The sequence below is a fragment of the Streptomyces lydicus genome, assembly GCF_004125265.1.
In the GTDB taxonomy this organism is placed as follows: Bacteria; Actinomycetota; Actinomycetes; order Streptomycetales; family Streptomycetaceae; genus Streptomyces; species Streptomyces lydicus_C.
This window is the reverse complement of the sequence record NZ_RDTE01000003.1, coordinates 4,969,453-4,982,475: the sequence shown is the minus strand read 5'-3', so window position 1 is coordinate 4,982,475 and position 13,023 is coordinate 4,969,453. Positions and strand designations below refer to the sequence as shown.

At 69.8% G+C, this 13,023-nt stretch carries 10 protein-coding genes and 1 pseudogene; 4 read left to right on the top strand and 7 right to left on the bottom strand.

What is annotated here, in order from left to right; genetic code table 11:
- Positions 1-106: 106 nt before the first annotated feature.
- A complete protein-coding gene (lysS, locus tag D9V36_RS24310) occupies positions 107-1,834 on the bottom strand; it encodes a lysine--tRNA ligase (protein ID WP_129295632.1) in 1,728 nt (575 codons plus the stop codon).
- A gap of 194 nt (positions 1,835-2,028) precedes the next feature.
- Here lysS and argS point away from each other — a divergent pair, with 194 nt between their 5' ends.
- Both argS and bla read left to right on the top strand, forming a co-directional pair.
- A complete protein-coding gene (argS, locus tag D9V36_RS24305) occupies positions 2,029-3,792 on the top strand; it encodes an arginine--tRNA ligase (protein ID WP_129295631.1) in 1,764 nt (587 codons plus the stop codon).
- A gap of 190 nt (positions 3,793-3,982) precedes the next feature.
- Positions 3,983-4,993: pseudogene (gene bla, locus D9V36_RS24300) on the top strand (class A beta-lactamase).
- Positions 4,994-5,110: 117 nt separating this feature from the next.
- Here bla and D9V36_RS24295 read toward each other — a convergent pair.
- Positions 5,111-5,296 carry a CsbD family protein gene (locus tag D9V36_RS24295; protein ID WP_129295630.1) on the bottom strand — a complete coding sequence of 62 codons (186 nt, stop codon included), beginning with the start codon at positions 5,294-5,296 and terminating at the stop codon, positions 5,111-5,113.
- Positions 5,297-5,468: 172 nt separating this feature from the next.
- The gene (gene hemB, locus D9V36_RS24290) at positions 5,469-6,458 is read right to left on the bottom strand and encodes a porphobilinogen synthase (protein ID WP_129295629.1); all 990 of its coding nucleotides are present in this window, start codon (positions 6,456-6,458) and stop codon (positions 5,469-5,471) included.
- Between the two features lie 166 nt (positions 6,459-6,624).
- Here hemB and D9V36_RS24285 point away from each other — a divergent pair, with 166 nt between their 5' ends.
- Positions 6,625-7,797, top strand: a complete 1,173-nt coding sequence (locus D9V36_RS24285) for a UDP-N-acetylglucosamine--N-acetylmuramyl-(pentapeptide) pyrophosphoryl-undecaprenol N-acetylglucosamine transferase (RefSeq protein ID WP_129295628.1) — start codon at positions 6,625-6,627, stop codon at positions 7,795-7,797.
- An 8-nt stretch (positions 7,798-7,805) separates the two neighbouring features.
- On the opposite strand, the gene D9V36_RS24280 is transcribed toward D9V36_RS24285, so the two are convergent.
- From D9V36_RS24280 to rfbB, 4 genes are read right to left on the bottom strand one after another with little or no spacing between them, the layout of a single operon-like run.
- On the bottom strand, positions 7,806-8,237 hold the full coding sequence (locus D9V36_RS24280; protein WP_129295627.1) for a low molecular weight phosphotyrosine protein phosphatase: 432 nt from the start codon (positions 8,235-8,237) through the stop codon (positions 7,806-7,808).
- A complete protein-coding gene (locus D9V36_RS24275) occupies positions 8,237-9,367 on the bottom strand; it encodes a DegT/DnrJ/EryC1/StrS family aminotransferase (RefSeq protein WP_129295626.1) in 1,131 nt (376 codons plus the stop codon). The genes D9V36_RS24280 and D9V36_RS24275 overlap by 1 nt, the downstream gene beginning before the upstream one ends.
- On the bottom strand, positions 9,364-10,377 hold the full coding sequence (locus tag D9V36_RS24270) for an ATP-grasp domain-containing protein (protein WP_241721012.1): 1,014 nt from the start codon (positions 10,375-10,377) through the stop codon (positions 9,364-9,366). Before D9V36_RS24270 ends, D9V36_RS24275 begins: the two co-directional genes overlap by 4 nt.
- A complete protein-coding gene (rfbB, locus tag D9V36_RS24265) occupies positions 10,367-11,392 on the bottom strand; it encodes a dTDP-glucose 4,6-dehydratase (RefSeq protein WP_129295625.1) in 1,026 nt (341 codons plus the stop codon). The genes D9V36_RS24270 and rfbB overlap by 11 nt, the downstream gene beginning before the upstream one ends.
- Before the next feature lie 214 nt (positions 11,393-11,606).
- Here rfbB and D9V36_RS24260 point away from each other — a divergent pair, with 214 nt between their 5' ends.
- Positions 11,607-12,899, top strand: coding sequence for a helix-turn-helix domain-containing protein (locus D9V36_RS24260; protein ID WP_129295624.1), 1,293 nt, complete (start codon positions 11,607-11,609; stop codon positions 12,897-12,899).
- The last annotated feature ends 124 nt before the right edge of the window (positions 12,900-13,023 follow it).

Here is a 13,023-nt window from a genome sequence, read left to right as displayed (position 1 = left end):
GATTCCCCGAGGTCGACGCTCCGACGACCCGTCAGCCACCGCCAGCCCATGAGCCACCGGCGGCCCCATCAGCCACCAACGGACGCCCGTCAGCCACGAAGCCCGGTCAGCCCCCCAGCAGCTTCCGCACCCGGTCCGCCCCCACGGCCAGCAGCAGCGTGGGAAGCCGCGGCCCGGTGTCCCGCCCGACCAGCAGCTGGTAGAGCAGCGCGAAGAAGGCACGCTGGGCGACCTTCAGCTCCGGCGTCGGCTTGGCGTCCGGCTCCAGGCCCGCCTGCACCTTCGGAACGCCGTAGACCAGGGTGGTCAGGCCGTCCAGCGACCAGTGCTCGTCCAGGCCGTCGAGCAGCAGCCGCAGCGAGCCCCGGGACTGCTCGTCGAGCGTGCCGAGCAGGTCCGCGTCGGGCTCGTCGCGGACGATGGTGCGCTGTTCGGCCGGGACCTGGGTGTTGATCCAGTACTCGGCCCTGGCGAGCCGCGGCCGGGTCTCGTCCAGCGAGGTGACGGGGTTGTCCGGGTCGAGTTCGCCGAGGATCCGGAGCGTCTGCTCGTCGTGGCCCGCGGTGATGTCCGCGACCGAGGCGAGGGTGCGGTACGGCAGCGGCCGCGGCGTGCGGGGCAGCTCACCGGCGGCGGTACGGGCCGCCCGGGCGTACGCGGCGGCGTCGGCCGGCAGCGCGGTGCCGTCGGCGACCTTGGCCTCCAGCTTGTCCCACTCGTCGTAGAGCCGCTGGATCTCCTGGTCGAAGGCGATCTTGAAGGACTGGTTGGGCTTGCGGCGCGCGTACAGCCAGCGCAGCAGCGGCGCCTCCATGATCTTCAGCGCGTCACCCGGCGTCGGCACCCCGCCCCGCGACGACGACATCTTGGCCATGCCGCTGATGCCGACGAAGGCGTACATGGGGCCGATGGGCTGGTCGCCGTCGAAGATCTGCCGGACGATCTGACCGCCGACGACGAAGGACGAGCCCGGCGAGGAGTGGTCGACACCGGACGGCTCGAAGATCACGCCCTCGTAGGCCCACCGCATCGGCCAGTCGACCTTCCAGACCAGCTTGCCGCGGTTGAACTCGCTCAGCCGGACCGTTTCGCCGAAGCCGCACTCGGTGCAGGTGTAGGCCAGCTCGGTGGTCTCGTCGTCGTACGAGGTGACCGTGGTCAGGTCCTTCTCGCACTGCCCGCAGTAGGGCTTGTACGGGAAGTAGCCGGCCGAGCCGCCGCTGCCGTCGTCCTCGGCGGCCGCGCCCGAGCCCTCGGCGGCCTCCAGCTCGGCTTCGTCGACCGGCTTCTGCGACTTCTTGGCCGGCGCCTTCTTGGTGCGGTACTGGCCGAGGATCGCGTCGATGTCCGCGCGGTGCTTCATCGCGTGCAGGATCTGCTCGCGGTAGACACCGGCGGTGTACTGCTCGGTCTGGCTGATGCCGTCGTACTCGACGCCCAGCTCGGCCAGCGCCTCGCTCATGGCGGCCTTGAAGTGCTCCGCCCAGTTCGGGTACGCCGAACCGGCCGGGGCCGGCACCGCGGTCAGCGGCTTGCCGATGTGCTCGGCCCAGGCCTCCTTGTCGACGCCCGCGACGCCGTCCGGAACCTTGCGGTAGCGGTCGTAGTCGTCCCACGAGATGAGGTGACGGACCTCGTACCCGCGGCGGCGGATCTCGTCGGCGACGAGGTGCGGGGTCATGACCTCGCGGAGGTTGCCGAGGTGGATCGGGCCGGACGGGCTCAGGCCCGAGGCGCAGACGACCGGTTTGCCCGGGGCGCGGCGCTCCGCCTCGGCAATGACCTCGTCCGCGAACCTGGAGACCCAGTCGGTCTCGGTGCTCTGCTGAGCCACGATCGGCCCTTCCTCTTCCTGGTGCTTCCTGATTGCGCCGTCTTGCGCGTGCGACGCACAAATGCCTGACGGTGCCCATTGTCCCAGACGGAAAATCAGTGGTACTGCCGTGGGATACTCGTTGGCAAACCCTTTCCGCCCCATTCCGCTCCGACGACACCTCCTCACCTCCCTCCGGAAGAGAGCTCTTCTCCATGGCCTCGGTCACTTCCCTCGCAGCTTCGGTTCACCAGCGCGTCGCGGACGCCCTCTCGGCAGCCCTGCCGGAGGCCGGCGCCGCGGACCCGCTGCTGCGCCGAAGCGACCGGGCGGATTTCCAGGCCAACGGCATGCTGGCGCTGGCCAAGAAGCTCAAGGGCAATCCGCGGGAGCTGGCGACCAAGGTCGTCGCGGAGATCGGCGACAACGACCTCCTCCAGGAGATCGAGGTCTCCGGCCCCGGCTTCCTCAACATCACGATCACCGACCGGGCGATCACCGAGACGCTGGCCGCGCGCGCCGACGACGACCGGCTCGGCGTCCCGCTGAAGGAGCAGCCCGGCGTCACGGTCATCGACTACGCCCAGCCGAACGTCGCCAAGGAGATGCACGTCGGGCACCTGCGCTCGGCGGTCATCGGCGACGCCCTGCGCCACATCCTGGACTTCACCGGCGAGCGGACGATCGGCCGGCACCACATCGGCGACTGGGGCACCCAGTTCGGCATGCTCATCCAGTACCTGATCGAGAACCCCGGCGAGCTGGCCCCGGCGGCCGACGTCGACGGCGAACAGGCGATCAGCAACCTCAACCGCGTCTACAAGGCCTCGCGCGCCGTCTTCGACTCGGACGAGCAGTTCAAGGAGCGGGCCCGCAAGCGCGTCGTGGCGCTCCAGTCCGGCGACGCGGAGACCCTCGACCTGTGGCAGCGGTTCGTGGACGAGTCGAAGGTCTACTTCTACTCGGTCTTCGAGAAGCTGGACATGGAGATCCGCGACGACGAGATCGTCGGCGAGTCCGCGTACAACGACATGATGGCCGAGACGGCGCGGCTGCTGGAGGAGTCGGGCGTCGCCGTCCGCTCCGAGGGCGCGCTGGTGGTCTTCTTCGACGAGATCCGCGGCAAGGACGACCAGCCGGTGCCGCTGATCGTGCAGAAGGCGGACGGCGGCTTCGGCTACGCGGCCTCCGACCTCTCCGCGATCCGCAACCGCGTCCTCGACCTGAAGGCGACGACGCTGCTGTACGTCGTCGACGTCCGCCAGTCGCTGCACTTCAAGATGGTCTTCGAGACGGCCCGCCGGGCGGGCTGGCTGACCGACGGCATCACCGCGCACAACATGGGCTACGGCACGGTCCTCGGTGCGGACGGCAAGCCGTTCAAGACCCGTGCGGGCGAGACCGTACGCCTGGAGGACCTGCTCGACGAGGCGGCCGAGCGGGCGACCACGGTGGTGCGCGAGAAGGGCGCGGCGGTCGGCCTGACCGAGCAGGAGATCACCGAGAACGGTGCGCAGGTGGGCATCGGCGCGGTGAAGTACGCGGACCTGTCGACGTCGCCGAGCCGCGACTACAAGTTCGACCTGGACCAGATGGTCTCGCTCAACGGCGACACCTCGGTGTACCTCCAGTACGCCTACGCCCGGATCCGGTCGATCTTCCGCAAGGCCGGTGACGCGGCCCCCGCGGCGCACCCGGAGCTGGCGCTGGCCCCGGCGGAGCGGGCGCTGGGTCTGCACCTCGACCAGTTCGGCGAGACCGTCGCCGAAGCCGCCGCGGCCTACGAGCCGCACAAGGTCGCCGCGTACCTCTACGGCCTCGCCTCGCTCTTCACGACCTTCTACGACCAGTGCCCGGTCCTGAAGGCCGAGGGCGGCCCGGACCAGATCGCGAACCGGCTGTTCCTGTGCGAGCTGACCGCCCGCACCCTCCACCAGGGCATGGCGCTGCTCGGCATCCGGACGCCCGAGCGGCTCTGATCCATGCGGCTCTGATCCATGCGGCTCCGGCCCGAGCGGTTCTCGCCCGAGCGGTTCTGAGCGGCCCGCGTCGTCCGGCCGACGGCGCGGACCCGTGATCGCTTACTCTCCAGCCACTGCGGCCCCGTACCCGACCCGTACCAGAGGTCGTGTACGGGGCCGTTCCGGTCTCCAGGGGAGGGCAACAGCAATGCACCACGGACCACGCACGACCGATCAACCGGCCGCACCCGCGCACACACCCACACCCGCACCCGCGCCCGCCGCCGCCCCGGCCCGGCGCGCCGCACTGGGCGCCGGAGCCGGACTGCTGGCGGCAGGTCTCCTGTCGTCCGCCACCCCGACCGCGTCCGCCACCCCATCCGACCGGAAGCGCCCGGCATCGGCCGCCGCGCAGGCCCGCACCGCCGCCGATCCGCACGAAGCGCTGCGCCGCCTGGAACACCAACACCGGTCCCGCGTCGGCGCGTTCGCCCACAACCTCGCCACCGGCGCGAGGGTCGCCTACCGCGCCCACACCCGCGTCCCCCTCTGCTCGGTCTTCAAGACCCTCGCCGTAGGGGCGGTGCTGCGCGACCTCGACCACAACGGCGAGACGCTGGCCCGCCGCATCCACTACACCCGCGCCGACCTCGTCGACAATTCCCCCGTCACCGGTGCGCACGTCACCACCGGCATGACGGTCGCCGACCTGTGCGCCGCCGCCCTCCAGCGCAGCGACAACACGGCCGCCAACCTCCTGCTCCGCGAACTCGGCGGACCGACCGCCGTCACCGCCTTCGCCCGCTCCCTCGGCGACCGCATCACCCGCCTCGACCGCTGGGAGACGGAACTGAACTCGGCCGAGCCCTGGCGCAGGACGGACACCACCAGCCCCGCCGCCATCGCCCACGCCTACACCCGGCTGCTCGTGGGCGACGCGCTCACCCCCTCGGACCGGGGCCGGCTGACGGCATGGATGAAGGCCAACGAGACCAACACGAACCGCTTTCGCGCCGCACTGCCCAAGGACTGGGCCCTCGCCGACAAGACGGGCACGGGCTCGTAGGGCACCGGCAACGACGTCGGCGTCGTCTGGACCCCGGACGGCACCCCGGTCGTGCTGGCCGTCCTGACGGGCAAGCCGGAGCAGGCCGCGGACGCCGACGATGCGCTGATCGCGGACGTGACGAAGGTACTCGCGCGGGCCGTGACGGGCTGAGCGGACCGAGCGGCCGGGCGGTTCAAGGGGCGGGGCCGGAGACCCGGGTTCAGGGCCGCGCTTCAGGGCCGCGCTTCAGGACGCACTTCAGGGCCGAGCTTCAGGAGCGACGCCGCCTCAGTGCTGCCAGGGCCTGCGTACCGCGTCCTTGGCCTTCTCGCCCGCGTCCAGCCCGTGCCCCGCGGTCTTCTCGGCCTTGCCCTCGGCCTCCAGCTTGCGGTTGTGCGTGGCCCGGCCGACGACTTCCTTCATGGCGCCTATGACCTGCGCGCCCTTGGCCTGCATCTTGCGCTTGGCAGTCATGGTTACCCGCTCCTCGGTCGGTCGGGGCCTTCCCTGACACTCGGCGCGTTCCCGGCAGGGGCCGGACAAAACGTCGCGCCCACGACAAAGCTCCCGCCCCGTGGTCGGGGGCAGGAGCTTCGGCAGGCACAGCGGGCGCAGCGGGTCGGGGCGGCTCACAGCCCCCCGGGGCTCACAGCCCCCGCGCGACCTCCGTCGCCCAGTACGTCAGGATCATGTCGGCACCGGCCCGCTTGATGCCGGTCAACGCCTCCAGGATCGCCTTGTCCCGGTCGATCCAGCCCTTCTCGGCGGCCGCCTCGATCATCGCGTACTCACCGGAGATCTGGTACGCGGCCACCGGCACGTCCACCGTGTCCGCGACCTTCGCCAGCACATCGAGGTACGGCAGCGCCGGCTTGACCATCACCATGTCGGCGCCCTCCTCCAGGTCGAGGGCCAGCTCGCGCATCGACTCACGGAGGTTGGCCGGGTCCTGCTGGTAGGTCTTGCGGTCGCCCTGGAGAGAGGAGCCGACGGCCTCCCGGAACGGCCCGTAGAAGGCGGAGGAGTACTTCGCCGTGTAGGCGAGGACCGAGACGTCCTCGTGGGAGGTCTGGTCGAGCGCGTCACGGATGACGCCGACCTGCCCGTCCATCATGCCGCTGGGGGCCACGACATGGACGCCCGCGTCGGCCTGCACCTGCGCCATCTCGGCGTACCGCTCCAGGGTCGCGTCGTTGTCGACCCGGCCCTCGGCATCCAGGACACCGCAGTGCCCGTGATCGGTGTACTCGTCCAGGCACAGGTCCGACATGATGACGAGATCGTCGCCGACCTCGGCCTTCACATCACGGATCGCGACCTGCAAGATCCCGTCGGGATCGGTGCCCGCCGTACCGGCGCCGTCCTTCTTCGCGTCCTCGGGCACCCCGAACAGCATGATCCCGGCAACCCCGGCGTCGACCGCTTCGACGGCGGCCTTCCGGAGCGTGTCACGGGTGTGCTGGACGACGCCCGGCATCGCGGAGATCGGCACCGGCTCGGCGATCCCCTCCCGTACGAACGCGGGAAGGATGAGGTCAGCGGGGTGCAGCCGGTGTTCGGCCACCATCCGCCGCATGGCGGGGGTGGTACGCAGCCGCCGGGGCCGCGCACCGGGGAAGCTTCCGTACTTCGTCATACCGCCCACGCTACGCCCGCTTTGCCCCTGCCTTTGCCGACGCATCGTCGGCCGTCACGGCCCCTCCGCCGCCCCTCCGCCGCCCCGTTCAGGCCGCCGCAGCGGGCTCGCGCGGCACCGGCCGGAAACACAACGTCCGCTCCCGGTAGCCCGTAGGGTGCGCCGGGTGAGCGCTTCTCCTGTCCCGCGTCCCTTCCGTCTGATCGTCACGGGGGGAGGCACAGGCGGCCATACCTATCCGGCTGCCACCGTGGTCCGCACCTTGCAGTCTCGCTTCGCGGCGACCGGCGAGGCGCTGGACGTGCTCTGGATCGGCACGCCCGATGGCCTTGAGGCCCGGGTGGCTCCGGCCGAGGGCATCGCGTTCACAACGGTGGCCACCGGCAAGATCCGTCGTTCGAGCAACCCGCTCAAGATGGCTTCACCGGCCAATCTGCGGGACATGGCCCGGGTACCGCTCGGTGTGGCGCAGGCCCGCAAAATCGTGTCCGACTTCCGGCCGGACGTCGTCCTTGCGACCGGCGGGTACGTCGCTGTCCCCGCCGGCCTGGCCGCGCGCATGTGTCACCGCCCGCTCGTGCTGCACGAGCAGACCGTCCGCTTGGGCCTGGCGAACCGTAAGCTCGCCGGCTCGGCGACGCGCATCGCGGTGTCCTCGGAATCGACAGTGCCTCTCCTGCCGGAATCCGTGCGCAGTGCCGCCGTCGTCACCGGCAACCCCGTGCGGCCCGAGGTGCTTGCGGGACATCCGGACAAGGCCTTCGGGTCGTTGGGGCTGGACGGCTTCGACCGGCGCCTCCCGACGGTCTACGTGACCGGTGGCGCCCAGGGCTCCCAGCAGATCAACGAGGTGGTCCGGGACGCGCTGCCGTGGCTGCTGAGCCGGGCCAATCTGGTGCATCAGTGCGGTCCGGCCAACCTCGCCGGTCTCCAGCAGCACGCCGCAGCCCTCCCCGCGGAACTCGCCGCCAGATACCACCTCACCGGCTTCGTCGGCCCGGAACTCCCTGACGTCTTGGCGCTCGCCGACCTCGTGATCTCCCGCAGCGGCGCCGGCACGCTCGCCGAGCTGACCGCCCTCGGAAAGCCGGCCGTCTTCATCCCGCTCGCCTCCTCGGCCGGGAACGAGCAGGCACACAATGCGCGGCACCTCGAAGAGTCGGGCGCCGCAGTTGCGTTGCTCGGTGACGTCACCGCAGCCGCCCTGCGGAACGCGGTCGGCCCCCTGCTGTCGGACCCGGCCCGCCGGGACCTGATGGCGGAGAGAGCCCGTACCCACGGTCGCCCGGACGCGGCGGACAGGCTGGTCGACGTGATCCTTTCCGCCGCGTCCGGCTGACCAGTCTGTTACCGGCGGTGTCCGCCGGTGTGGAGCGCGGTGCCCGCCTCGATGAGCACGGCGCAGTCGTTGAACACTGCCTCGCCCTGGCCCATCGGGTCGGGGACATCGCGGTCACGGAGGTAGAGCCCGAGCTTGTGGGCGTTGTGCTCACCGCTGATCGCACGGAGCGTTTCGAGGACGGCGGCGTCCATCGCCAGGACTTCGTCGGCCCAGTCCAGCATGTCCAGGGTGATCTGCTGCGCGCGGTGCGCGGTGAGGTCGAATCCCAGTCGCCGAGCGGCGTTGGTCATGGACGGGTGGGCGGGCTGGTCCTGCCACTTGCCGATCAGCCCAGCTGATCGGAGTGTGACGGCCGCGCCGCCCCTGCGGGCGAGTGCAGTCTGGGCGAACGGGGAGCGGCAGTGGTTCCCCAGGCACACGGTCAGCAGCTTGCGCATCAGGATCCTCCCGCTGACTTGAGGGCCTGTCCGAGGGTGGTCACCACGTGGTCGACGTCCGCCTCGGTGAGGTGCTGATGGAAGGGCAGGCTCAGGATCTCCTCGCCGCAGTCCTCGGTGGCCGGCAGGGAACACCGCCATGCGGCGAAGGCGGGCTGCAGGTGGTTGGGCGGGTAGTGGACAGCCACCCCGATATTCCGGGCCCGCAGCTCGACGAACACGTCATCTCGATGCGGGACATGGACCTGGCACAGGTGCGGCACCGTGTGGTCGACATCAACGTCGACGAGGGTCACGCCGCGCAGTGGGGCGAGGGCGTCCCGATAGGTGCGCCACAGACGGCGGCGGGTGTGCTCGGTCGTGTCGAAGTGATCGAGCTGGGCCAAGCCAATGGCGGCGTTGATGCCCGAGAGCTGGTAGCGCAAGCCGAAGGAGCCCACGCGGTAGGTGGTCGAGTTCGCACGCTCGCCTTGAGGCCGGGCAACACCGAGGAGCCGCATCATGCGGATCCTGTCGGCTTCCTCCGGCGTGCGAGGGATGACCATGCCGCCCTGGCCGCAGGTGAGGTTCTTGATCGGACCGAACGAGAAGCAGGTCATGGCCCCGGTCGTGCCCACGCGTCGAGTGCCGCTGCGAGAACCGAAGGCGTGCGCTGCGTCCTCGATGACGGCGATCCCGCGCTCGGTCAGCTCCTCTTGGTGGGTGAGATCGACTGCCCTGCCCCCGAACAGGACCGGAATGACGGCGGCCGTGGTGTCGTCGACCGCCTCCATGACGAGTTGATCGGTCACGCACAGTGTGGCGGGGTCGATGTCGACGAAGCGCGGGGCGGCGCCGACGGCGAGGATCGCCTGCACGGTCGCACAGAACGTCAGGGACGGCACGATGACCTCGTCACCAGGACCTACCCCGGCGGCGAGCAGGGCGGTGTGGAGGGCAGCGGTGCCAGAGGCAACGGCCACGGCGTCGGGTACGCCGAGTAAGCCGGCGATCCTACGCTCGAACTCCTCGGTGACGTCGGTGTGTCCGTACTGTCCCGACTCCAGTACCCGGGCGACCGCCTCGGCCTCTTGCCCGTACAGGAACGGGCTGGCGTTGCGTCCGGCGTCCGGCCTTGCGGGTGCGGTCATGACGGTTCTCCCCTCTCAGCGGCCGTGAAATCGAGTTCGGCGATATCGCCGACGACCAGGGTCTCGACGTAGTTCGTCAGGAACACGCCGGGCCGGTACGTGAGGCGGTCGTGGTCGACCGGAAGACCGAACAAACCGTTCACCATCTGGCTGACGAGTTCCGCACCTGCGGCTTCGGCCAGAAGGAAGCCACCTGCGACCCGGACGTTCAGCTCGGTGATCGTGACCGCACCGTCGTCGGAGATGAACCCCTGCACACAGCAGAGCCCGCGGGCGCGGATCGCATCCAGCGTCTTCACGACGAGATCGCGGACGGTGGGGTCATCGAATGTGGTGGAGACCGCGGCGAGGCCGGCCTTCACCAGATCCCGGCGGCGCAGGATCACCGAGGCGCGTCCGGTGCGGTCCACCAGGCAGTCCGCTGTGAACTCGCTGCCGTGGACCCGCTCCTGCACCATGGGTTCCGGGACGAGTTCGCACAGGACACGAGCCTGTTCCAGCCTGTCGACGAAGTGGACGCTCTGCGCTCCGTGGCCGCGCCGAGGCTTGACCACCAACTCCGTTCCGGCAGGGATCCGGTCGATCGCCTCGGGGCGCCAGGTGCGGGGGGTCGCGATGCCGTGCTTGGTCAGCACCTGGTGAAAGGCGGCCTTGTCGATGCATGCCCGCACCGACTCGGCATCTGGGAGCCACAGGTGGACGCCGTGGGCTTCCAGCTGGGGCGCCATGTCCACCAGCGGTGGAACGTCGTTCTCAATGCCGGCCACCACCGCGTCCACCGCCAAGTCCCGGCACAGCCCGGTCATGGTGCCGGCGTAGCCGGGGTCGTCAGCGCGGGGGATTACCTGGGGAACGACTTCGGGGAGCAGTAATCCGGGGGCGAGAGAGCTGGCGTCGGCGGCGATGACCTTGTGGCCCAGGCGCATGAGGCTCCGGGTCAGCCCGAGGCCCGGGTGGGCACCGACACCGGTGACGAGGATTCTGCGCGGGGCGAGCTGGTCAGTGGGCACGGGATTCCTCCTTGCCGGGGCCGAGCGCGACCATGGCACGGGCGGCGTGCGGGTTGCGCAGCAGCGGGGCCCACCGGCCGGGGTTGTCGCGATACCAGTCGACGGTCTGGGAGAGCCCGTCCTTGAACGGGCGGGACGGCTTGTAACCAAGCTGATCGGCGATCTTCGTCCACACCATTGAGTACCGGATGTCGTTCGCGCGCCGGTCCGGTACGTAGGTGACCGAGTCCCAATCGGCGCCGCACAGGCCCAGGAGTTCGGCTGTCAGCTCCCGGTTGGTCAGGTCCGTCCCCCCGCCGATGTTGTAGACCTCGCCGGGGACACCGCCGCGCAGGACCAGTTCGATCCCGGCGCAGTTGTCTTCGACGTGCAGCCAGTTCCGCATGTGTTGGCCCCGGTCGTGCAGGGTCACCTTCTCGCCCTGCAGAAGCCGGGTGACGAACAGGGGGATGATCTTTTCCGGATGCTGGTACGGGCCGTAGTTGTTGCTGCTGCGGGTGACACACACCGGGACGTCGTAGGTGTGGTGGTAGCTCAGGGCTACAAGGTCACTGGCGGTCTTCGACGCCGCGTAGGGGACGGTGGGGCTGACCGGGTCGTTCTCCGTGGCGGAGCCTTCGGGCAGGGGCCCGTACACCTCATCCGTCGAGACGTGGACGAAGCGCTCGATGCCGTGTGTCTTAGCGGCGTCCGCGAGGGTATGGGTGCCGAGTACGTTCGTGGTCAGGAAGGCGCCGGCGGCGAAGAAGGACCGGTCGACGTGGGACTCCGCGGCGAAATGCACGATAGCCGTGTGCCGCGACACGAGTTCGTTCACCAACTGGGTGTCGAGGACGTTGCCGTGTACGAACGTCAGCTCCGGGCTGAGGAATGCCTCGCCGAGGTTTTCGATGTGGCCGGCGTACGTGAGAGCGTCGAGAACGGTGACCTCTTTAACGTCGTCGGACCGCAAGATGCGCTTGACGAAGTGCGAGCCGATGAACCCGGCCCCGCCTGTGACAAGCACTTTGTCCATGGTTGCCTCCAGTGGAAGTGCGATGCGCGGGCGGCTGGGTTCGCCGTCCGCCGGCTGCACCACCATGTCGGTCTGACGACTGAGGTGAGAGCAGCCGGGGGCGCTTCCGCACTCCGTGTGCGGAAGCTGCACACCGTGTGCCTGCCGCGCGCCCTGTCGGGCCTCAGGAATCGCCGCTAGCGTCGTGCGTCCCGTCGGTGCACAGGAGGTACCTATGGGCAATGGACCGGGATTCGTGGACGTCGGTGCACTCATCCGAGGTGCCCGAAACGCCGCCCGGCTCACGCAGAAGGCTTTGGGCGCCCTGTGTGGCTATTCGGCGTCGGCGATTTCGCGGATCGAGTCCAACCAGATGCGCCTGGACTACTCCGTGGCTGTGCGTCTGGCCGGCGTATTGGGCATCCCGCTCGACAGGCTGACCCATTCCTCTGTGCCGGACGCCCGACAGATCGCTACGGTGACGATCTGGCCGTCGGACGAGGAGGATGCGGTGCGTCGTAGGGAACTGCTGACCGGGGCCCTTGCCGCCGGGGCGACGGCTGTCATGGGCGCTGGCCCGGCTGCCGCCGCTACGCCGGACGTTCAGGCCGCCGGCCTGGACGATGTCCTCTTCCACCTTCCAGCAGCCGAGCCGATGGCACCGGCCCGCTTGGCGGAGCAGGCGGCGGCAGCGAGGCATGCCTTCCGGGCGGCCCGGTACACCGATCTTGGGCATGCGCTACCCGGTCTGCTGGCAACGGCCGAGGCGACCCGGGAGGTTTCCAGCGGCCTGGCCCGCCAACAGGCGAGCGGGTTGCTGGCCCGGGCTTACGTTCTGGCCGCCGAGCTTGCGTCGAAGCAGCACTCTGATGCGGCATGGGTTGCCGCTGACCGTGCGCTGTCTGCAGCCCGGGCCAGCAACATGCCGGTGGTAATCGGTGAGGCCTCCCGGGTGCTTGCGATCACGATGCGGCGCTCCGGACAATGTTCGTCCGCGGTACACCTGCTCACCCGTGAAGCGGCAGACCTGGATGCCGGGAAGCACCGTACCGGTGCGGTACGGACCACACTGCTCCTGACTGCCGCGTACTCGGCAGCGACGGGAGGCGACCGCTCCGCGGCACTAGGCCTCCTCGACCAAGCGCAGGAGGACGTCGAGCGGTTGCCCGAGGTTCCTGGCCTCTTCACGGTAGAAGCCACACGGGCGCAGGTGGACATCTACCGGATCGGCGTGCACAACGCCCTCGGCACGCCGGATGAGGGCGTGAAGGTCGCAGTCGCGGTTGACATTTCCCAGATGGCGACGGCGGAACGCAAGGCTCGAGCATGGACGGACACCGCCCGCATGTGGCACGCCCTGGGCAATGGGCCGCAGACCTTCGCAGCACTGCGCCACGTTGAGCGGGAGGCACCGCAGGAGGTACGGCGGCCGGCGCTCCGGGCCCTGACGTCGAGTCTGCTGTATGGGCCTGCCCGCGTGCAGGGAGTGCGGGAGTTCGCCATTCGCACCGGAGCCCTCGTCGCCTGATCAAGCCCACCACCTGAACCGACGTCTTCCCGTACGCCTCCAGGCACTGACGGCGCACGAGCAGAAGACAACCAGAAGGGCGCCCTGCAAAGAGGCGCCCTTCAGTCGTTCCTGCTACTGCTAC